We start from the raw sequence: 21651 nt of genomic DNA, 5'->3' as shown, positions 1-21651 counted from the left end.
GAGCCGGCTTGCCGGCGAAAGGGCCGCGCAGCGGCCCCCATGCACTGTCAGCGCTGGAACACTTCAGTCAGCAGATTGTGCATCGAGCGGAACGCCCGCTCCGATGTCTTGCGGTCGTACTGCATCTTGCCCGGTACATTGGCATTCGGGTCAGTGAACGAGTGCACCGCACCACCATAGCTAAGCAGCTGCCAATCGACCTTGGCCGCGTTCATCTCCTCCTCGAACGCCGGCAGTTGCGCCTTCGGCACCAGCGGGTCCGCTGCGCCGTGCAACACCAGCACCGAGCCCTTGATACGCTTGGCATCTTCGGGGTTCGGGGTGTCGAGCGTGCCATGGAACGACACCGCCGCCTTCAGGTCGGCGCCCGCACGCGCCAGCTCCAACGCACAGCAACCGCCGAAGCAGAAGCCGAAGGTGGCCACCTTGCCAGGGTCCAGCAGTGCCTTCGACTGCGCCAGCAACTGCGACAGCGCTTCATTCATGCGCTTGCGCAGCTCGGTGCGGTCGTTCTTCAGTGGCATCATCGCCACACCTGCCTCATCGGCATTGGTCGGCCGCACCGACTGCCCATAGAGATCGGCAATCAGCACCACATAGCCCTTCTCGGCCACTTCCTTGGCAATGCGCTCGGCACCTTCGCCAATCCCCATCCAGTTCGGTGCCATCACCAGGCCAGGCTTAGGTAGCGCACCGGGCTCATGGACCAGACGGCTTTCATACGTTTTGCCGGACAGGTGATAAACCAGCGATTCGACGATTACCTTGCTCATCAAGCACTCCTTAAGGCTTCACCATGAAAAAAGCCCGCCGAAGCGGGCTTTCCTTTGCATCAACTCAAGCAGATAGCTCGACCAGCAGCTTGTTCAGGCGACGAACGTAGGCCGCCGGGTCTTTCAAGCTGTCACCGGCCGCCAGGGCAGCCTGATCGAACAGGATGTGCGACAGCTCGGCGAAGCGGTCTTCGCTCTGCTCGTTATCCAGCTTCTCGATCAGCGGGTGGGTCGGGTTGAACTCGAAGATCGGCTTGGAATCCGGCACCTTCTGCCCGCTGGCTTCGAGGATCTGACGCATCTGCAGGCCCAGGTCCTGTTCGCCGATGGCGAGGATAGCCGGCGAGTCGGTCAGGCGGTGGGAAACACGCACCTCGGCAACGCTTTCACCCAGCGCGCCTTTCAGGCGCTCGACCAGGCCTTCCTTGTCTTTAGCAACTTCTTCCTGAGCCTTCTTGTCTTCCTCGGAGTCCAGCTTGCCCAGGTCCAGGTCGCCGCGGGCAACGTCGACGAAGCTCTTGCCGTCGAACTCGTTGAGGTAGCTCATCAGCCACTCATCGATACGGTCGGTCAGCAGCAGGACCTCGATGCCTTTCTTGCGGAAGACTTCCAGGTGCGGGCTGTTCTTGACCTGCGCGTAGGTCTCGCCGGTGAGGAAGTAGATCTTGTCCTGGCCTTCCTTGGCACGGGCCAGGTAGTCGGCCAGGGCGACGCTCTGCTCACCGCTGTCGTCATGGGTGGAGGCGAAGCGCAGCAGGCCTGCGATCTTCTCTTTGTTGGCGAAGTCCTCGGCCGGGCCTTCCTTCAGCACCTGGCCGAAGTTTTTCCAGAAGCCCTTGTACTGCTCAGGCTCGTTCTTCGCCAGCTTCTCCAGCATGTCCAGCACGCGTTTGGTCAGCGCAGTCTTCATCGAATCGATGATCGGGTCTTTCTGCAGGATCTCGCGCGACACGTTCAGCGACAGGTCGTTGGAGTCGACCACGCCCTTGATGAAGCGCAGGTACAGCGGCAGGAACGACTCAGCCTGGTCCATGATGAACACGCGCTGCACATACAGCTTCAGGCCACGCGGTGCTTCACGCTGGTACAGGTCGAACGGCGCGCGGGCCGGCACGTACAGCAGCGAGTTGTATTCGAGCTTGCCCTCAACCTTGTTGTGGCTCCAGGCCAGCGGGTTTTCGAAGTCATGGCCGATATGCTTGTAGAACTCCTGGTACTCCTCGTCCTTGATCTCGGTACGCGGACGGGTCCACAGGGCGCTGGCGCGGTTGACGGTTTCCCATTCCTCGGCGGGCTGTTCTTCGCCTTCGGCAGCGGCTTGCTCCTTTGGCAACTGGATCGGCAGGGCAATGTGGTCGGAGTACTTCTTGACCAGGTTGCGCAGGCGCCAGCCATCAGCAAACTCCTGCTCGTCCTTCTTCAGGTGCAGGACGATGCGGGTACCGCGCTCTGGCTTGTCGACGGTTGCGACTTCGAACTCGCCCTCGCCTTTCGACGACCAGTGCACACCCTCGGAGGCTGGCTGGCCAGCACGACGGCTGTAGACGTCGACCTTGTCAGCCACGATGAAGGCCGAATAGAAGCCCACACCGAACTGACCGATCAGGTGCGAGTCCTTCTTCTGGTCACCGGTGAGGTTCTTCATGAAGTCGGCGGTGCCGGACTTGGCGATGGTACCCAAGTGGGTGATGACGTCTTCGCGGCTCATGCCGATGCCGTTGTCGTCGAGCGTGATCGTACCGGCGTCCTTGTCGAAGCTCAGCCGAATGCGCAGATCCGCGCCGCCTTCGAGCAGTTCCGGCTTGGCCAAGGCCTCGAAGCGCAGCTTGTCAGCGGCGTCGGAGGCGTTGGAAACCAGCTCACGCAGGAAGATTTCCTTGTTGGAATACAGCGAGTGAATCATGAGGTGCAGCAGCTGCTTTACCTCGGTCTGGAAGCCCAGGGTTTCCTTTTGTGTTTCCACACTCATGGTCTTCAAAACTCCGATCAGATGACAGTGGGCGCCTGGCAGCCGGTTCGGCCTGCGTTAATGGCGGATGTCATGCAGATGGGGGCTGCCCAGACGATTTCAAGGGCTTTTCCGGTTCGATCTTGAAATGCGCCCGCGCAGTGGCAATTGGCGACTGCCGATCACCCTGCCAGGCGGTGATGGCGACATTGGTCACCCGCCGCCCCTGGCGCCACAGCTGGCACTGGGCATACGTGTCGCGAAAATGCCCGGCGCGCAGGTAGTCGATGGAGAAGTCGATGACCTTGGGAATGCTCGCACTCTCGCTGAAGATCAGCAGATACAGCGCTGCGGAAAGCTCCATGAAGCCTGCGATCACCCCGCCGTGGATCGCGGGCAGTAAAGGGTTACCAATGTTGTCTGCACTGGCGGGCAGGCGAAACAACAGGTCCTCGCCCTCGCGCTCGCATTCGATGCCGATCAAGCCAGCATAGGGAATCAACGCCAGCAGGGGCCGGTAGTCACCGACCGCATGGGCCGCATTGAGCTGTTGACGGATTTCGAGCGGGATCATGCATCACCTTCCTTGAGCCGGTTGCCAAAGCCGAGGCCGCCCTTGACTTGCGGCCCCAGGCGCATGAACGTGCCTACCACCTGGCAGATCGGCCGGTCGGGGTCGTCCTGGTAGGCGCTGCCACGGGTGAAGATCACATCCCGGGTAACCCGATAACACTGAGCGTGGCCAAAGATGTCCTTGCCGGCTTCGGCCGCGTGCATGTAGTCGATGCGCAGGTCCAAGGTCGGGCACACCTCGAATCGCGGCAGTGCACACAGGGTGGCCATGCCGCAGGTGGTGTCCAGCAACGTGGTCAGCGCCCCGCCGTGGACCGCCCCGGTTTGCGGGTTGCCGACGATCGCAGGCGACCACGGCAGGATCAACGTCATGCCGTCGGCGTCGGCATGTGCCACGCGCATGTGCAACAACTGACAATGCTTCAAGACCGACAGAAAACGTTCGGCCATGGCCATCAAGCTTGAATCGCTCATCGCAAGTTCCCGGGCCGTTGATGCAACGGCATAAAAACGTTAAAAAGTCTATATAGAACGGGGGGTTATATATCTGTAACCTTCGCGGAACTTCTTCCGCGTAGTTGCACTCGAAGGAACAAGTCACTTATTCCACCAAGGAGATACACCCCCATGCGTAAACCTTTTGCTTTTGCTCTCATGCTGGCTGCTACCATGGGCCTGGCCGCTTGCGATAAAGCGAGCGAAGATAAAGCCCAGGACGCGCAGCAACACGCTGAGCAAGCCCAGGAAAAGATGGGCGAAGCTCAGGATAAGATGAACGAAGCCGCCAAGGAAAACGCTGAAGCCGCCAAAGATCAGGCCGAAGCGCAGCAGAAGGCAGCTGAAGAAGCCGCTCCGTCGACGGAAGCAGCACCTGCTACTCCGGCCGAACCTGCCAAGCAGTAATCGGCGCGTACAAAAAAACCCGACAATGTCGGGTTTTTTTGTACCTGCAGTTTAAAGATTAAACGTTTCAGGCACCGGAAACGGAACTTTCTTTAGCGGTATCAATCGGCGCACTTTCCGTGGGCGTGTACACCATCACATCCAGCACATCGGAATGGAACTCGCGGCGGTACAGAATCAGCACTACGCCGACACTCATGCCCATAAATAACCACGGGCTGATAAACCAGCTCAACATGGCCATGCCAAAGTAATAAGCGCGCAACCCGAAGTTGAACTGGTTGGCCGCCAGCGACAGCACCCTCGCCGCCCGTGAGGCAAATGCCTTGCGCTCCAGTTCATTGACCAGGCGCTCACCAATCATTGGCGCAGAGCCGACCAGCACGGCTGCAAAGTTGTACTGGCGCATGCACCAACTGAAGGTGAAAAAGGCATAGACGAACACGGTCGCCAGGCACAGCAGCTTGATTTCCGACATGCCCTGGGACGCCTGCTGCACCAAGGGCAGGTCAGCCAGCAGCGACAACGCCCGGTCCGAAGCGCCGAGCACAGTCAGAATGCCAGCAAGGATAATCAGCGTGCTGGAGGCAAAAAACGAGGCATTGCGCTCCAGGTTGCCGATCACGCTGGCGTCAGCAATGCGGTTGTCGCGCAGCAGCATGCGGCGCATCCAGTCTTCACGGTACAAGTGCAGCACGCTGGCCAGGCAGGCGGTGTCGCGGCCTTTCCAGATGGCATAGCGGGTATAGCCGCCCCAGCAGGCGACAAACCAGGCGATTGCCAGCAGGTTGCTGAGATTGCTTTGAATGAAGTTCATGCAGGTTTCCCGAAAGCCAGGTGCACAAGAGTAGAGACCGCATTTCGACGCCCGCAAGCCCGGAAAGACACACCGCTGTCACAAATTGTTTTTGCCTGCCCAGCCCATCGCCGGTGCACACAAACAAAAACCCCGCGCCCTTTCGGACGCGGGGTTTTCAGGTGAGAACCGCTGGCAGGCACCCTACGGCTTGTGGCCGGTGCCGCCCTCAGGCTTCAACCTATCAAGCCAGCGCTTCGCGCGGCTTGCCCAGCATGCGGTCGCAGACCACGGCAGCGGCCAGGGTGACCACCGACGGCACCAGCCAGGCCAGGCCTTGATCGCTCAGCGGCAGGTGTGCAGCGGCGTCCGGCAGGACATGCGCCAGGCTGCTGCCTTTGATCGCGTCGACAATACCGAACACCAGCGACACCAGCATGACCGGTGCAAGAATGCGCGTTGGCGAGTTCCACAGGTCCTTCACGAAGCTCAGGCCCACCACCACGATGCACGGCGGGTAGATTGCCGTAAGCACCGGGATCGAGAACATGATCAGCTTGGTCAGGCCCAGGTTGGAAATCAGCAGCGAGAAGCCCGCCAGGATCACCACCAGTGCGCGGTACGACAGCGGCAGAATCTGGCTGAAGTACTCGGCGCACGCGCAGGTCAGGCCAACCGCGGTCACCAGGCACGCCAGGGCGATCAGCACGGCCAGGAAGCCGCTGCCCAGCGAACCGAAGGTGTGCTGCACGTAGGCATGCAGTACGGCTGCGCCGTTAGTAGCGTCAGCCGCGATTTCGTGGCTGCCAGCACCCAGGCGGAACAGGCTGATGTACACCAGTGCCAGGCCCACACCCGCAATCAGGCCGGCGATGATGGCATAGCGGGTGATCAGCTTCGGCGATTCGACACCGCGCGAGCGGATGGCATTGACGATGACGATACCGAAGACCAGCGCGCCCAGGGTGTCCATGGTCAGGTAACCATCGGAGAAGCCCTTGGAAAACGCCGCGGCGGCATAGGCCGGTTGCGCTTCACCAATGGTGCCGGCAGGCAGCGCGAACGCGGCGATGCCCAGCACGGCCAAGGCGATGATCTTCAGCGGTGCAAGGAAACGCCCCACGGTATCGAGCAGTTTGCCCGGATACATGGACACCGCGAGCACCACGATGAAATACACCAGGCTGTAGATGAACAATGCCAACGGGCTTTCACCGGTCAAAGGCGCCACACCGACCTCGAACGACACGGTCGCGGTACGCGGCGTCGCGAACAGCGGGCCAACCGACAGGTAGCACACGGCGGCCAGCAGGCCACCGAAGAACTTGCCGATCGGGCTGCTCAGGGCATCCATGCCGCCACCGACCTTGGCCAGCGCGACCACGGTGATGACGGGTAGGCCCACGGCGGTCACCAGGAAGCCAAGGGCCGCCATCCACACGTGCGGGCCAGACTGCAGACCGACGATAGGCGGGAAGATGATATTGCCGGCGCCCACGAAAAGCGCAAACGTCATAAAGCCAAGCGCCAGGATATCCTGGCCTTTTAGAACTTTCATTTAAGGTAGTACCACACTGCTGAAATCGGGATTCGAGAGGGGATTTCCCTATGGATGAGGGAAATGCTGCCCGGCTTGGTGAGCCAGACCCGTTTAGCGTGTCGTTCCCTTTTGGGGGACGGGCACAGAGTGAACGCGTAGATTAACTGTTTTAGCAGTTAAACGCACTGGCACAGTGCTGCTTGTCCGATGTGCGTATGTGTTTGTCGTCTGTGCGACCGGGGACGGGGTAATTATCGCAGCGCGGCGGAAAGTGTCTGTGTGAAAATCCCTATCAAACCCATCGAAAAACCCACTTCATGCCTCTCCCCTTGTAGGAGCAGCCTTGTGCTGCGAAGAGGCCAGTGCAGCTATCACTAATCTTTATTGCCCACACCGGCCTCTTCGCAGCACAAGGCTGCTCCTACAGAATCGGCTAGCTGTGGATTGCCGCAACCCGTAAACGACAAAGGCCACCCGAAGGTGGCCTCTGTGCGCGTGGGGGGTGAAGCGTATTACTTCTTGGCTTCCCAGCCAGTCAGCTCGGCCAGGGCCTTGCCGATGTCGGCCAGCGAACGCACGGTTTTAACACCTGCGTCCTGCAGCGCAGCGAACTTCTCGTCCGCAGTGCCTTTGCCGCCAGAGATGATGGCGCCAGCGTGGCCCATGCGCTTGCCCGCAGGTGCGGTAACACCAGCGATGTAGGAAACGACAGGCTTGGTGACGTGGGCCTTGATGTAGGCCGCGGCTTCTTCTTCAGCCGAACCGCCGATCTCACCGATCATGACGATCGCTTCGGTCTTCGGGTCTTCCTGGAACAGCTTCAGGATGTCGATGAAGTTGGAGCCTGGGATCGGGTCACCGCCGATGCCGACGCAGGTCGACTGGCCGAAGCCGGCGTCGGTGGTCTGCTTAACGGCTTCATAGGTCAGGGTGCCGGAACGCGAAACGATACCGACCTTGCCTGGCAAGTGAATGTGACCTGGCATGATGCCGATCTTGCACTCGCCTGGGGTGATGACGCCTGGGCAGTTAGGGCCGATCAGGGTAACGCCCAGCTCGTCGCACTTGACCTTGGCATCCAGCATGTCCAGGGTAGGAATGCCTTCGGTGATGCAGACGATCAGCTTGATGCCGCCGAAGGCCGCTTCCAGGATCGAGTCTTTGCAGAACGGAGCCGGAACGTAGATGACCGAAGCATCAGCGCCAGTCGCTTCCACAGCTTCCTTGACGGTGTTGAACACCGGCAGGCCCAGGTGGGTGGTGCCACCCTTGCCTGGGGTAACGCCGCCGACCATCTTGGTGCCGTAGGCGATGGCTTGTTCGGAGTGGAAAGTACCCTGCGAGCCGGTGAAGCCCTGGCAGATGACTTTGGTGTCTTTATTGATCAGGACGCTCATTACTTGCCCTCCGCAGCTTTGACAACTTGTTGAGCAGCGTCGGTCAGGCTGGTTGCCGCAATGATGTTCAAACCGCTTTCTGCCAGTACTTTAGCGCCCAGTTCGGCGTTGTTGCCTTCGAGGCGAACGACGACCGGAACTTTAACGCCGACTTCTTTCACTGCACCGATGATGCCTTCGGCAATCATGTCGCAGCGAACGATGCCGCCGAAGATGTTGACCAGAACGGCCGCGACATTGCTGTCGGACAGAATGATCTTGAAGGCTTCGGTAACGCGCTCTTTGGTAGCACCACCACCTACGTCGAGGAAGTTGGCTGGCTTGCCGCCGTGCAGGTTGACGATGTCCATGGTACCCATGGCCAGGCCGGCACCGTTGACCATGCAGCCGATGTTGCCTTCCAGGGCCACGTAGTTCAGCTCGAAGCTGGCAGCGTGGGCTTCACGAGGATCGTCCTGCGACGGGTCGTGGAAGGTTTTCAGCTTAGGCTGACGGTACATGGCGTTTGCGTCGATGTTGATCTTCGCATCCAGGCAGTGCAGGTCGCCGTCGGCCTTGATGACCAGCGGGTTGACTTCCAGCAGGGCCAGGTCGTGTTCTTTGAACAGCTTGGCCAGGCCTACGAAAATCTTGGCGAACTGTGCAACTTGCTTGCCTTCCAGACCCAGCTGGAATGCCAGTTCACGACCCTGGAACGGCTGAGCGCCGACCAGCGGATCGATAGTAGCCTTGATGATCTTCTCAGGAGTTTCGTGAGCGACTTTCTCGATGTCCACGCCACCTTCGGTGGAGGCCATGAACACGATGCGGCGGCTCGAGCGATCGACTACAGCGCCCAGGTACAGCTCTTTGGCGATGTCAGTGCAGGATTCGACCAGGATCTTGGTCACTGGCTGACCGTTGGCGTCGGTCTGGTAGGTTACCAGGCGCTTGCCCAACCATTGCGCAGCGAACGCCTTGGCGTCTTCCTTGCTGCGAACCAGCTTGACGCCGCCCGCTTTACCGCGACCACCTGCGTGAACCTGGGCTTTAACAACCCACTCGGAACCGCCGATCTTGTCGCAAGCTTCTGCTGCAGCTTCAGGGGTATCGACAGCGAAACCCTTGGAAACTGGCAGGCCGTATTCAGCGAACAGCTGCTTACCCTGATACTCGTGAAGATTCATGCTTTTTACCGTCTTCGTTAGGTACTGCGCTTCGGCGCTGCGCCATTGCTGGCGCCGCACCACCTGTGACCGTTAACCCCGGGTTATCCCGTGTAGTCCGATCCGGCGGACTTTCCGCGGTGAGTCATGCACGCAAGACTCACGACGGGCAGCCCGCCGTGGTTTCTTATAATTAACGCTTCTTACGGTTGGCCACGTGAATGGCGCCGCCATTCACTGCCAGCGCTGCTTCATGCAACGCTTCGGACAGGGTTGGATGGCTGAAGACCATCATGCCCAGATCCTCGGCACTGGTGCCGAATTCCATTGCGATTGCGCCCTGCTGTACCAGTTCGGCAGCCGATGGGCCAATCACGTGCACACCCAGTACGCGGTCGGTCTTGGCGTCAGCGATAACCTTGACGAAACCACCGGTGTCGTTGGCTGCCATCGCACGGCCGCTGGCCGCGAACGGGAAGGTGCCTACGTTAACCTCAACACCCTCGGCCTTCAAGGATTGTTCGGTCTTGCCGACCCACGCGATTTCCGGGTGGGTGTAGATAACCGATGGGATCAGGTCGTAGTTCATCTGGGCCTTGTGACCTTTGATGCGCTCGACAACCATGATGCCCTCTTCCGAGGCCTTGTGCGCCAGCATCATGCCACGTACCACGTCACCGATGGCGAACACGCCCGGCACGCTGGTAGCGCAGTGATCGTCGACGAAGATGTAGCCACGTTCGTCGATGGTGACGCCGCTGTCGGAAGCCAGCAGATCAGTGGTCACTGGACGACGGCCGACCGCAACGATCAGCTTGTCGAAGGTGATCTTCTGTTCGCCTTCGGCATTGGTGTAAGTCACTTCGACTTCGTTGCCGTTGACTTTCGAGCCGGTGACGCGAGCGCCCAGCTTGATGTCCAGGCCTTGCTTGGTCAGGGTCTTCTGGGCTTCTTTCGACACGGCGGTGTCGGCAGCCATCAGGAAGGTGTCCAGGGCTTCCAGGACGGTGACTTCAGCGCCCAGGCGAGCCCATACAGAGCCCAGCTCCAGGCCGATCACGCCAGCACCGATCACACCCAGACGCTTGGGAACCGATTGGAATTCCAGGGCGCCGGTGGAGTCGACGATGACGTTCTGGTCGACCGGAGCCGGCGGAATGTCGATCGGACGCGAGCCGGAGGCCAGGATCACGTTGTCGGCTTCGATGATTTCGGTGGTGCCGTCAGCTTTGGTGACTTCGACTTTCTTGCCGGCCAGCAGTTTGCCGTGGCCCTGGATCGAAGTAACGCCGTTAGCCTTGAACAGGGTAGCAACGCCACCGGTCAGGTTCTTGACGATGCCAGCCTTGCGGCCAACCATCGCGGCGACGTCCATCTTCACTTCGCCAGTGGAGATACCGTGGACGTTGAAGCTCTCTTTGGCTTCCTTGTACTTCCAGGAGCTGTCCAGCAGCGCCTTGGACGGAATGCAACCTACGTTCAGGCAGGTGCCGCCCAGGGCCAGTTTGCCCTCGGCGTCGGTGTATTTCTCGATACAGGCAGTCTTCAGACCAAGTTGGGCAGCCTTGATGGCAGCCACATAGCCGCCAGGACCTGCACCAATCACCACTACGTCGAATTTCTGGGTCATAAAAGATTCCTTATCAGCTACAAGCTACAAGCCGCGAACCGCGCGGCCCCGCCTCTTTCGAAGCCAGGGGCCGAACGGTACGCAGCCAGAGGGTTAGATGTCCAGCAGCAGGCGAGACGGATCTTCCAGCAGGTTCTTGATGGTGACCAGGAAGGTTACCGCTTCCTTGCCGTCGATCAGGCGGTGATCGTACGACAGCGCCAGGTACATCATCGGGCGGATGACCACTTGACCATTGATGGCCATCGGGCGCTGGATGATGTTGTGCATGCCGAGAATGGCAGCCTGCGGCGGGTTGACGATCGGGGTCGACATCATCGAACCGAAGGTACCACCGTTGGTGATGGTGAAGGTGCCGCCGGTCATTTCTTCGATCGACAGTTTGCCATCACGGGCCTTCTTGCCGAAGGTGGCGATGCCGTTCTCGATTTCTGCCAGGCTCATCGACTCGGCGTTACGCAGCACCGGTACTACCAGGCCACGGTCGCTGGAGACGGCAACGCCGACGTCGGCGAAACCGTGGTAGACGATGTCGTTGCCGTCGATCGAGGCGTTCACAGCCGGGAAGCGCTTCAGGGCTTCGGTGGCAGCCTTGACGAAGAACGACATGAAGCCCAGGCGTACGCCGTTGTGGGTCTTCTCGAACAGGTCCTTGTACTTCGAACGCAGGGCCATGACTTCGGTCATGTCGACTTCGTTGAAGGTGGTCAGCATCGCCATGTTGGACTGGGCTTCAACCAGACGCTCAGCGATCTTGGCACGCAGACGGGTCATCGGCACGCGCTTCTCGGTGCGATCGCCAGCGGCGGTCACAACCGGGGCAGCAGCGGCAGCGGCAGGCTTGGCAGCCGGGGCAGCAGCAGGTGCAGACTTCTTGTTGGCGACTGCAGCGACAACGTCTTCCTTGGTGACGCGACCGCCTTTGCCGGTGCCGGCAACGGTAGCCAGGTCGATGCCGTTCTCTTCAGCCAGCTTGCGTGCGGCAGGCGCGGCAACCGGGTCGTCTTCGCCAGCATCGGCGGCAGCGGCAGCCGGGGCAGCAGCGGCCGGAGCAGCAGCAGGCGCAGCGGCAGCGCCACCTTCAACGATCGAACCCAGCAGCTCGTCGGACAGGACGGTATCGCCCTCGCCCTTGACGATGTCACCCAGCACGCCATCGGCGGTGGCCAGGACTTCCAGGACGACTTTGTCAGTCTCGATGTCGACGATCAGCTCGTCACGCTTGACGGCGTCGCCCGGCTTCTTGTGCCAGGTGGCAACGGTGCCGTCGGCGACCGATTCCGGGAAGGTTGGGGCTTTGATCTCGATAGCCATTATCAGTGTTTCCTTAAATTCGGTTTCAGGTGCGCGAAGGCGTTAAACAGTGAAGGCGTCTTGCAGCAGTTTTTCCTGCTGTTCGGCGTGCTTCGAAGCGTAACCACAGGCTGGCGCGGCAGATGCGTCGCGGCCGGCGTATTCCAGGACCAGTGCCTTGTTGTGGCGGCCCAGGATACGGCGCATGTGGTGCTGGCTGCTGTACCAGGCGCCCTGGTTCATCGGCTCTTCCTGACACCAGACTGCATGCTTGAGGTTGGTGTACGGCGCCAGGATTTCGACCAGGTCGTCTTCCGGGAACGGGTACAGCTGCTCGATACGCACGATGGCGATGTCTTCGCGGCCTTCGGCACGGCGTTTTTCCAGCAGGTCGTAGTAGACCTTGCCGCCACACAGCACCAGGCGCTCGACCTTGGCTGGATCCTGGGTGTCGATTTCCGGGATCACGGTCTGGAACGAGCCTTCTGCCAGGTCTTCCAAGGTCGAGACGGCCAACTTGTGGCGCAGCAGCGACTTCGGCGTCAGGACGATCAGCGGCTTGCGCAGCGGACGGATGACCTGGCGACGCAGCAGGTGGTAGATCTGAGCTGGGGTGGTCGGTACGCAGACCTGAATGTTGTGCTCGGCGCACAGCTGCAGGTAACGCTCCAGACGCGCGGAGGAGTGCTCCGGGCCCTGCCCTTCATAGCCGTGCGGCAGCAGCATGGTCAGACCGCACAGACGGCCCCACTTGTGCTCGCCGCTGGTGATGAACTGGTCGATCACCACTTGCGCGCCGTTGGCGAAGTCGCCGAACTGGGCTTCCCAGATCACCAGCGCGTTCGGCGTGGTGGTCGAGTAGCCGTATTCGAACGCCAGTACCGCTTCTTCCGACAGGAAGGAGTCGTACAGGTCGAAGCGCGGCTGGCCTGGGAACAGGTTCTGCAGCGGCACGTAGGTGCTGGCGTCCTTCTGGTTGTGCAACACCGCGTGGCGGTGCGAGAAGGTGCCACGGCCGATGTCCTGGCCGGTCATGCGGATCGGGTGACCTTCGAACTGCAGGGTGGCGTACGCCATGGTCTCTGCATAACCCCAGTTGATCGGCAAGCCACCGGCCTGCATCTTCTGGCGATCTTCGTAGATCTTCGAGACCTGACGCTGAACCACGAAACCTTCTGGCAGCTCGAGCAGCTTGGCCGACAGATCTTGCAGGGTCTTGAGGTCGAAGCGGGTGTCGTGACGCGCAGTCCAGGCATGGCCCAGGTACGGACGCCAGTCGACGAACAGCTCGCGGTTCGGCTCCTTGACCAGGCTCTTGACCACGTGCAGGCCGTTGTCCAGGGCGTTGCGGTACTCGTCGATCTTGGCCTGAGCACGCTCGGCATCGATGCGACCGGCCTGGATCAGCGCTTCGGCATACAGCTCACGGGTGGTGCGCTGCTTGCTGATCTGCTGATACATCAGCGGCTGGGTACCGTTCGGCTCGTCGGCCTCGTTGTGGCCGCGACGGCGGTAGCAAACCAGGTCGATGACCACGTCACGCTTGAACTGCATGCGGTAATCGATGGCCAGCTGGGTCACGAACAGCACGGCTTCCGGGTCATCACCGTTGACGTGCAGGATCGGCGCCTGAATCATCTTGGCAACGTCGGTGGCGTACTCGGTGGAACGCGAGTCCAGCGGGTTGCTGATGGTGAAACCAACCTGGTTGTTGATCACGATGTGCACGGTACCGCCGGTCTTGAAACCGCGGGTCTGCGACATCTGGAAGGTTTCCATCACCACGCCCTGGCCTGCGAACGCAGCATCGCCGTGGATCGAGATCGGCAGCACTTTGTCGCCAACGGTATCGTTGCGGCGGTCCTGACGGGCGCGCACCGAACCCTCGACCACTGGCGAAACGATCTCCAGGTGGGACGGGTTGAACGCCATGGCCAGGTGAACTTCGCCACCGGTGGTCATCACGTTGGAGGAGAAGCCCTGGTGATATTTCACGTCACCGGAGCCCAACTCGTTCATCTTCTTGCCTTCGAACTCGTCGAACAGCTCGCGCGGGTTCTTGCCGAAGGTGTTGACCAGCACGTTCAGACGGCCACGGTGGGCCATGCCGATCACGACTTCCTTGGTACCGTAGGAGCCGGAGCGCTGGATCATCTCGTCCAGCATCGGAATCAGGCTTTCGCCGCCTTCCAGGCCGAAACGCTTGGTGCCTGGGTATTTGGTGCCCAGGTACTTCTCAAGGCCCTCACCGGCCGTGACGCGCTCGAGCAGGTGAGCCTGCACGTCAGCGGAAAATTCCGGACGGCCGCGCACGCTTTCAAGGCGCTGCTGGAACCAGCTGCGCTGCTCGGAATCGACGATGTGGGTGAACTCGGCGCCAATGGTGCGACAATATGTCTTCTGGAGCGCCTCGGAGATCTCGCGTAGGCTCGCTTCCTCTTTGCCGATGAACAGGTCGCCGGCACGGAAGGTCGTATCAAGATCGGCATTGGTCAAGCCGTAGTGATTGATCGACAGGTCTACGGGCGCAGGGCGCTGCCACAACCCCAACGGGTCGAGCTTGGCAGCCTGATGGCCGCGCATACGATAGGCCTGGATCAGTCGCAGAACTTCAACCTGCTTCTTCTCGTGTTCACTGCTCACGCTCCCGGCGGATACCGGTTGGGCGCGGCGCTGGTTCTTTGCCAGCAGTACGAAATGGTCGCGGATTGTCGAGTGCGATACATCGGTAGCGGTGCTGCCGTCGGCTGGCAACTTCTGGAAGTAAGTGCGCCACTCTTCTGGCACAGCGTTAGGGTCGTGCAGGTAAAGCTCGTAGAGCTCTTCCACATATGCAGCGTTACCACCTGAAAGGTGGGCGCTTTCCCACATGCGCTGCATCACGCTTTCTTGCATGCTTGGTCACCCTCGGTTAGGGGACGATCGGCGAGAGCCACAGCAAACCTGGAAAAGTCCGAACACAGCGACTGAACCACGCCACTTGGATCTTGCTGATTTTCCGGGTACCAGCCCGGAAAGCCCCTGCTGGTCTCATATCTTCATAGGTAATGAGCGCGGGCTTTGTGGGCCCTTGCTCGAGTTTTACCTCAGTGCGGGCTCACCACCCGCACCTCGGCTTACTGCAGGTACAACGCTTTGAATCAGGTACCGCTTTGCAGCAGCATGTTACGTACGTGACCGATTGCCTTGGTTGGGTTCAGACCCTTAGGGCAAACGTTTACGCAGTTCATGATCCCGCGGCAGCGGAAGACGCTGAACGGGTCATCCAGGGACGCCAGGCGCTCCTGGGTCTTGGTGTCACGGCTGTCGGCCAGGAAGCGATAGGCCTGCAGCAAAGCAGCGGGGCCCAGGAACTTGTCTGGGTTCCACCAGAACGACGGGCAAGAAGTCGAGCAGCAAGCGCACAGGATGCACTCGTACAGACCGTCCAGCTTGTCACGCTCTTCTGGCGACTGCAGACGCTCGATGGCCGGAGCCGGGGTGTCGTTCTGCAGGAACGGCTTCACCTTCTCGTACTGCTTGTAGAAGATGCTCATGTCGACGACCAGGTCACGAATGACTGGCAGGCCCGGCAGCGGGCGCAGCACCAGCTTGTTGCCCTTGACCACACCCGACAGCGGGGTGATGCAGGCCAGGCCGTTCTTGCCGTTCATGTTCATGCCATCGGAACCGCACACGCCTTCACGGCAGGAGCGACGGTACGAGAAGCCCTCGTCCTTTTCCTTGATCAGTGCCAGTACGTCCAGGACCATCAGGTCCTTGCCGCCGGTATCGACGTCGAACGACTCCATCTTGGGCGCCGAGTCGGTGTCGGGGTTGTAACGATAAACTTCGACTTTCAACATAGCAGCCACCCTTAGTAAGTCCGGATTTTAGGCTCGAAGGCCGGCACGGTCTTCGGCGCAAAGTTGACGCCGCGCTTGGCAACGCGCTTCTCACCCGGGTAGTACAGGGTGTGGCACAGCCAGTTTTCGTCGTCACGGTCTTCGAAGTCTTCACGGGCGTGAGCACCGCGCGACTCTTTACGGGCTTCGGCCGCAATGGCGGTAGCTTCGGCAACTTCCAGCAGGTTCTGCAGCTCCAGCGCTTCGATACGCGCGGTGTTGAAGGCCTGGGACTTGTCGTTGATCTTCACGTTGGCGATGCGGTCACGCAGGCCAGCCAGCTGCTCGATACCCTTCTGCATGTATTCGCCAGTACGGAATACACCGAAGTAGTTCTGCATGCAGCTTTGCAGCTCGCGCTTCAGGCTTGCCACGTCTTCGCCAGTGGTGCGCTCGTTGAGCTTGTTCAGGCGGTTCAGGGCAACATCGACGTCGGTGTCGCTGGCATCGCGGTACTCGACGCCTTCGGTCAGCGCCTTCTCCAGGTGCAGGCCGGCAGCACGGCCGAACACGACCAGGTCGAGCAGCGAGTTACCGCCCAGGCGGTTAGCGCCGTGGACCGATACGCATGCCACTTCACCTACGGCGAACAGGCCCGGAATGATGTGGTCCTTGCCTTCGGCGTCCATGGTGATGGCCTGGCCATGAATGTTGGTGGCAACACCACCCATCATGTAGTGGCAGGTCGGCACGACCGGCACCGGCGCGACCACTGGGTCGACGTGGGCGAAGGTCTTGGACAGTTCGCAGATACCTGGCAGGCGGCTGTGCAGCACTTCCTCGCCCAGGTGGTCCAGCTTCAGCAGTACGTGGTCCTTGTTCGGGCCCACGCCGTTGCCGGCGATGATTTCCTTGACCATGGAACGGGCAACGACGTCGCGGCCGGCCAGGTCTTTCGCGTTCGGCGCGTAACGCTCCATGAAGCGCTCGCCGTGGGCGTTGATCAGGTAGCCACCCTCACCGCGGCAACCCTCGGTGACCAGTACACCGGCGCCGGCGATGCCGGTTGGGTGGAACTGCCACATTTCGATGTCCTGCACCGGCACACCGGCACGCAGGGCCATGCCGACACCGTCACCGGTGTTGATCAGGGCGTTGGTGGTCGAGGCGTAGATACGGCCCGCACCGCCAGTAGCCAGAACGGTGGCCTTGGACTTGATGTACAGGGTTTCGCCGGTTTCGATGCAGATGGCGATCACACCAACGAACGCACCGTCCTGGTTCTTCACCAGGTCAACGGCGTAGTACTCGTTGAGGAAGGTGGTGCCGGCTTTCAGGTTGCCCTGGTACAGGGTGTGCAGCAGCGCGTGACCGGTACGGTCGGAAGCGGCGCAGGTACGGGCAGCCTGGCCACCCTTGCCGAAGTCCTTGGACTGGCCACCGAACGGACGCTGGTAGATACGGCCGGTTTCGGTACGCGAGAACGGCAGGCCCATGTGGTCCAGCTCGAAGACCGCAGCCGGGCCTTCCTGACACATGTATTCGATAGCGTCCTGGTCACCGATGTAGTCGGAACCTTTGACGGTATCGTACATGTGCCAGCGCCAGTCATCGTTCGGGTCGGCCGAAGCGATGGCGCAGGTGATGCCGCCCTGGGCGGATACAGTGTGCGAACGGGTCGGGAAGACCTTGGTCACTACGGCAGTCTTGTGACCACCTTGAGCCAGCTGCAGCGCTGCGCGCATGCCGGCGCCGCCGCCACCAATAATGATGGCGTCGAAGGAAATAGTTGGAATGCTAGCCATGGATCAGATACCCCAGAGAATCTGCACACCCCAGACGAAGTAAGCGAACATCGCAACGCCGCATACCGCCTGGAACAGGAAACGAATCGCAGTTGCCGACTTGCCGAACGCCATTGGCGTCAGGTAGTCGGTGGCAATGGTCCACATGCCGACCCAGGCGTGAGCGCCCAGGGCAACGAGGGCCAGCAGACTGAAGATCCGCATCGCGTTGTTGGAGAACAGACCGTGCCACTGGGCATAGTCGATACCTGGGTGGGCTACGACGTAACCGATCAGGAAGAGGAAGTAAGCCGCGAGAACGACCGCAGAGACGCGCTGTGCCATCCAGTCATAGAGGCCCGAACGCGACAGGTTCGTGACATTGGTTACCATACCCAAACTCCCACCAGAACGATCACCACCACGGAGATGACAATCACGATTTTCGAGCCCAGTTTGCCGCCTTCCAGCGTCTCACCGATGCCCATGTCCATGATCAGGTGGCGAACACCTGCCACCAGGTGATACAGCAGGGCGGACAGCAGGGCCCAGGTCACCAGTTTGGCCAGCGGACTGGTCAGACACGCCTTCACCTCACCGAAGCCTTCCTCGGAACCCAGGGACTTGCCCAATGCATAAAGCATGATGGCCAGGCCGAGGAACAGGATGACGCCGGAGATACGGTGCAGAATGGACGTGTACGCGGTGATCGGGAGCTTGATGGTCCTTAGGTCTAGGTTTACAGGTCGTTGGCTTTTCACGGCTTTTTTCACACTGAAGAGCCCCTAGCGAACAGGGCAAAGTTGTTGGTAAGTGTACTGGTCAGGTACCCACCACCCAGGGAACGGCGACCCCCAGCAGTTCGGGCTTGCAAGCCCCTGGCGGTCGGGTGCCGAGTATAGACAGTTAGGCTGCTTATGACAACGTGATGGGGTAGCCCAAATAGCGCATTGCCTTTAGCGAGCAAAAGGCGTAAATGGGCGACAATTTCGAGAAAAATCAGGCCTCAGGCCCCGTTTCAACCAGCCTTTAGGCAAATTGACATCTGAATTTATCCCTCTATAGTGGTGCGGGCCCTGCGTGGGGGGTCTGTCTGATGATTTCAAGCATTAATAGGAGGCCACATGGCTGACAAAAAAGCGCAGTTGGTCATCGAGGGCGCTGCCCCCGTCGAGCTGCCCATTTTAACCGGCACCGTTGGTCCTGATGTAATCGACGTCCGCGGGTTGGGGGCCACTGGTCACTTCACCTTCGACCCTGGTTTCATGGCGACTGCCTCGTGCGAGTCGAAGATCACCTACATCGACGGCGACAAGGGTATTCTGCTGCACCGCGGCTACCCGATCGAACAGCTCGCCGAACAATCGGACTACCTCGAAACCTGCTACCTGCTGCTCAACGGCGAACTGCCGAATGCCGAGCAGAAGGCCCAGTTCGTCAGCACCGTGAAAAACCACACCATGGTTCACGAGCAGCTGAAGTCCTTCTTCAACGGTTTCCGCCGCGACGCTCACCCAATGGCGGTGATGTGCGGTGTGGTCGGCGCCCTGTCGGCGTTCTACCACGACTCCCTGGACATCAATAACCCGCAACACCGCGAAATTTCCGCGGTGCGCCTGGTCGCCAAGATGCCGACCCTGGCCGCGATGGTTTACAAGTACTCCATGGGTCAGCCGATGATGTACCCGCGCAACGACCTGTCGTACGCGGAAAACTTCCTGCACATGATGTTCAACACCCCGTGCGAGATCAAACCGATCAGCCCGGTGCTGGCCAAGGCAATGGACCGGATCTTCATCCTCCACGCCGACCACGAGCAGAACGCCTCCACCTCCACCGTACGCCTGGCAGGCTCCTCGGGTGCCAACCCGTTCGCCTGTATCGCCGCCGGTATCGCCGCACTGTGGGGCCCTGCCCACGGCGGTGCGAACGAAGCCGTACTGACCATGCTCGATGAAATCGGCGATGTCTCGAACATCGACACCTTCATCGCCAAGGCCAAGGACAAGAACGATCCGTTCAAGCTCATGGGCTTCGGTCACCGCGTTTATAAAAACCGCGACCCACGCGCCACCGTGATGAAGCAGACCTGCGACGAAGTCCTGCGCGAGCTGGGCATCAAGAACGACCCGCAGCTGGAACTGGCCATGCGCCTGGAAGAGATCGCCCTCACCGATCCTTACTTCATCGAGCGCTCGCTGTACCCGAACGTCGACTTCTACTCGGGGATCATCCTCAAGGCGATCGGCATTCCGACCAGCATGTTCACCGTGATCTTCGCCCTGGCGCGTACCGTCGGCTGGATCTCGCACTGGAAAGAAATGCTCTCCAGCCCGTACAAGATTGGCCGCCCGCGCCAGCTGTACACCGGCGAGCAGAAGCGCGACATCGTCGCCCTGACCGACCGCAAGTAAGCTCCTCGAGCCGAACGCAAAAAGGCTGCCCTCGGGCAGCCTTTTTTATTGCCTTTGTCCTGTACCAGAACAGGCAGCGTGAACCCTCAGTTTTTCTCAGCCCGCTCACGCAACCCTTTCAGGGTATTGAACGGCGCATCGACCACGAACTTGTTAGCCACCATCGCCGGTACACTGCCGCCCGGCTCGGTGTGCACCTGGTAGGTCACTTCTGTCGTGTCACCCTTGGGCACCAACTTCCAGAAGCCCTCGACTTTCGCCACCCGCACGAACCCCTTCTCCTCCGGGAGATAGGTCGGCTCTTCCTTCAGGTTACGCGTTAGGCTACCGTCCGCCTCCTTGACCGTGGTGATGTGCAGCACCGAGTCCCGCGGGGTGACCGGCCATGGCGTGTTGAACTGGGTGTAGGTCCAGCTCTGGTCACCTTCGTGCTTGAGCAGCTTCTGCGACTTGCACTCATGAATCCAGGCACACGCCCCGGCTACGTCCTCTTGCAGCGCCTCGACCTTGGCCAGCGGCGCCTTGATCACGGTAACGCCGCGGTAGGCCTTGTACTTGGAGCCCGCCACTTCACTGGTGGAAACCTTGATCCCCTCCTCGTCCTTGGCCACCTGCCAGTTCTCGGCCCAGGCAGCGGGCGCCAACAACACACCCATGCCACACAGCAGTGCAATACGCTTGAACGATCTCATCATCTTTATCCTTATTGTCGAAGATCCAGCCTGTCACGCCGCCGTCATCTGCTCCCACCAACCGAGAATCCTGATTGCCTCATCGCGATCACTGCCGCACACCTCGATGTCTGCCTTGAACCCACCGCACACCGCCGGCCGCTCGGGCTTGCCGAACAGGTCGCAGAGGTTGTCGACGGTCAGGTGCAGGCAGCGCTCGCCGGCCGGCTTGCCTTGGGGCATGCGCGGCATTGCAGAGCTGATGGACGGGGCGATGCAGCAGGCACCGCAACCCTCACGGCAATTCATGGTTATTCACCAAAATCAGGTCTCCCTGGAGCAAAACGGGACGAACGTCCCCGGATAGTAACCGCTCAAACATGCGTTTGAAATTGCTGGCCCGATGAAATATGCCGTGACCCAGCAGTCAGTTGCCTGGCTATTGGCGGTACTCGAACTCGATTGCCGCCCCTTCCACATCGCGGCGGCTTTCATTGCGCAGTTGCAGCTGCATTTCGTTGCTGATCAAGCGGCCGTTGAGCTGGAACGGGCTTTCATCGCTCTGTGGCTTTTCAGTGAACATGGCCGGCAGCAAAGGTTTGCGTCGCGTGGCCGAACTGCCCACATTCGGTTCAAGGTCGTTGACCATGTCGACAGGCAAACTCAGATCCAGCGCGGGCTTGGGCAACGGTGTAGCCACCGCCTTGCTGACCGGTTTATGCGGCGTACGCTTTTTGGCAGGCTTGGCAGCTTTGTTAGCGGCCTGCTTCGACGCAGGCTTGGCCACGGGCTTTTGCACGGGCTTGGCTTGGGAGGCCTGCGCCTGGCCGGCAGGCTGCGCAGCCTGGGCGACGCCGCTGAAACAGCAGATCGGCACCAGGCAAAAACTCAGAGCGATACAGCGCAACAGTTTCATGGACATCGGCAGTCAGGCTGGAAAATGCATATGCTCCCTGTTCC

General features: G+C 60.4%; 20 protein-coding genes. 2 read left to right on the top strand and 18 right to left on the bottom strand.

Annotated elements, in window-relative coordinates:
- Positions 1 to 47: 47 nt before the first annotated feature.
- The 4 genes from AB7M33_RS17390 to AB7M33_RS17375 all read right to left on the bottom strand — a co-directional run bounded on the left by AB7M33_RS17390 (position 48) and on the right by AB7M33_RS17375 (position 3768).
- Positions 48 to 773 carry a dienelactone hydrolase family protein gene (locus AB7M33_RS17390; RefSeq protein WP_454243180.1) on the bottom strand — a complete coding sequence of 242 codons (726 nt, stop codon included), beginning with the start codon at positions 771 to 773 and terminating at the stop codon, positions 48 to 50.
- Positions 774 to 837: 64 nt separating this feature from the next.
- On the bottom strand, positions 838 to 2742 hold the full coding sequence (gene htpG / locus AB7M33_RS17385) for a molecular chaperone HtpG (RefSeq protein ID WP_027592866.1): 1905 nt from the start codon (positions 2740 to 2742) through the stop codon (positions 838 to 840).
- Between the two features lie 70 nt (positions 2743 to 2812).
- Positions 2813 to 3295, bottom strand: a complete 483-nt coding sequence (locus AB7M33_RS17380; protein ID WP_027592867.1) for a PaaI family thioesterase — start codon at positions 3293 to 3295, stop codon at positions 2813 to 2815.
- Entirely contained in the window at positions 3292 to 3768 is a 477-nt protein-coding gene (locus tag AB7M33_RS17375; RefSeq protein WP_454243179.1) for a PaaI family thioesterase, read from the bottom strand. Before AB7M33_RS17375 ends, AB7M33_RS17380 begins: the two co-directional genes overlap by 4 nt.
- Before the next feature lie 153 nt (positions 3769 to 3921).
- Here AB7M33_RS17375 and AB7M33_RS17370 point away from each other — a divergent pair, with 153 nt between their 5' ends.
- The gene (locus AB7M33_RS17370; RefSeq protein WP_027592869.1) at positions 3922 to 4197 is read left to right on the top strand and encodes a hypothetical protein; all 276 of its coding nucleotides are present in this window, start codon (positions 3922 to 3924) and stop codon (positions 4195 to 4197) included.
- A 67-nt stretch (positions 4198 to 4264) separates the two neighbouring features.
- Here AB7M33_RS17370 and AB7M33_RS17365 read toward each other — a convergent pair whose 3' ends face one another.
- The 11 genes from AB7M33_RS17365 to sdhC all read right to left on the bottom strand — a co-directional run bounded on the left by AB7M33_RS17365 (position 4265) and on the right by sdhC (position 18379).
- A complete protein-coding gene (locus AB7M33_RS17365) occupies positions 4265 to 5014 on the bottom strand; it encodes a DUF599 domain-containing protein (RefSeq protein WP_454243178.1) in 750 nt (249 codons plus the stop codon).
- 223 nt (positions 5015 to 5237) lie between these two features.
- The gene (gene brnQ, locus AB7M33_RS17360; protein WP_027592871.1) at positions 5238 to 6551 is read right to left on the bottom strand and encodes a branched-chain amino acid transport system II carrier protein; all 1314 of its coding nucleotides are present in this window, start codon (positions 6549 to 6551) and stop codon (positions 5238 to 5240) included.
- Positions 6552 to 7045: 494 nt separating this feature from the next.
- A complete protein-coding gene (gene sucD / locus AB7M33_RS17355) occupies positions 7046 to 7930 on the bottom strand; it encodes a succinate--CoA ligase subunit alpha (RefSeq protein ID WP_003254203.1) in 885 nt (294 codons plus the stop codon).
- Positions 7930 to 9096, bottom strand: coding sequence for an ADP-forming succinate--CoA ligase subunit beta (sucC, locus tag AB7M33_RS17350; RefSeq protein WP_008091914.1), 1167 nt, complete (start codon positions 9094 to 9096; stop codon positions 7930 to 7932). The genes sucD and sucC overlap by 1 nt, the downstream gene beginning before the upstream one ends.
- Positions 9097 to 9268: 172 nt before the next feature.
- The gene (lpdA, locus tag AB7M33_RS17345; RefSeq protein WP_027592872.1) at positions 9269 to 10705 is read right to left on the bottom strand and encodes a dihydrolipoyl dehydrogenase; all 1437 of its coding nucleotides are present in this window, start codon (positions 10703 to 10705) and stop codon (positions 9269 to 9271) included.
- 93 nt (positions 10706 to 10798) lie between these two features.
- Positions 10799 to 12019, bottom strand: coding sequence for a 2-oxoglutarate dehydrogenase complex dihydrolipoyllysine-residue succinyltransferase (gene odhB / locus AB7M33_RS17340; protein WP_027592873.1), 1221 nt, complete (start codon positions 12017 to 12019; stop codon positions 10799 to 10801).
- 42 nt (positions 12020 to 12061) lie between these two features.
- Positions 12062 to 14893: a 2-oxoglutarate dehydrogenase E1 component gene (locus tag AB7M33_RS17335; RefSeq protein ID WP_027592874.1), complete on the bottom strand. Its 2832-nt coding sequence runs from the start codon at positions 14891 to 14893 to the stop codon at positions 12062 to 12064.
- Positions 14894 to 15138: 245 nt separating this feature from the next.
- Positions 15139 to 15843 carry a succinate dehydrogenase iron-sulfur subunit gene (locus AB7M33_RS17330; RefSeq protein ID WP_008091906.1) on the bottom strand — a complete coding sequence of 235 codons (705 nt, stop codon included), beginning with the start codon at positions 15841 to 15843 and terminating at the stop codon, positions 15139 to 15141.
- Positions 15844 to 15854: 11 nt separating this feature from the next.
- A complete protein-coding gene (gene sdhA, locus AB7M33_RS17325) occupies positions 15855 to 17627 on the bottom strand; it encodes a succinate dehydrogenase flavoprotein subunit (protein WP_027592875.1) in 1773 nt (590 codons plus the stop codon).
- A 3-nt stretch (positions 17628 to 17630) separates the two neighbouring features.
- Positions 17631 to 17999, bottom strand: coding sequence for a succinate dehydrogenase, hydrophobic membrane anchor protein (sdhD, locus tag AB7M33_RS17320; RefSeq protein ID WP_027592876.1), 369 nt, complete (start codon positions 17997 to 17999; stop codon positions 17631 to 17633).
- A complete protein-coding gene (gene sdhC / locus AB7M33_RS17315; protein WP_077068487.1) occupies positions 17993 to 18379 on the bottom strand; it encodes a succinate dehydrogenase, cytochrome b556 subunit in 387 nt (128 codons plus the stop codon). Before sdhC ends, sdhD begins: the two co-directional genes overlap by 7 nt.
- A 351-nt stretch (positions 18380 to 18730) precedes the next feature.
- On the opposite strand from sdhC, the gene gltA reads away from it, so the two are divergent.
- The gene (gene gltA / locus AB7M33_RS17310; protein ID WP_027592878.1) at positions 18731 to 20020 is read left to right on the top strand and encodes a citrate synthase; all 1290 of its coding nucleotides are present in this window, start codon (positions 18731 to 18733) and stop codon (positions 20018 to 20020) included.
- 86 nt (positions 20021 to 20106) lie between these two features.
- Here the strand turns inward: gltA and AB7M33_RS17305 are convergent, their stop codons facing one another.
- From AB7M33_RS17305 to AB7M33_RS17295, 3 genes are all read right to left on the bottom strand, one after another.
- Positions 20107 to 20712: an START domain-containing protein gene (locus AB7M33_RS17305; RefSeq protein WP_027592879.1), complete on the bottom strand. Its 606-nt coding sequence runs from the start codon at positions 20710 to 20712 to the stop codon at positions 20107 to 20109.
- Positions 20713 to 20745: 33 nt separating this feature from the next.
- On the bottom strand, positions 20746 to 21000 hold the full coding sequence (locus tag AB7M33_RS17300) for a YkgJ family cysteine cluster protein (protein ID WP_027592880.1): 255 nt from the start codon (positions 20998 to 21000) through the stop codon (positions 20746 to 20748).
- A gap of 130 nt (positions 21001 to 21130) precedes the next feature.
- Positions 21131 to 21607, bottom strand: coding sequence for a hypothetical protein (locus tag AB7M33_RS17295; protein WP_099428720.1), 477 nt, complete (start codon positions 21605 to 21607; stop codon positions 21131 to 21133).
- Between the last annotated feature and the right edge of the window lie 44 nt (positions 21608 to 21651).

The organism is Pseudomonas sp. Y3 TE3536, assembly GCF_053629175.1.
The sequence above is the reverse complement of the archived record's forward strand: the minus strand, read 5'-3'. Positions and strand labels throughout refer to the sequence as shown.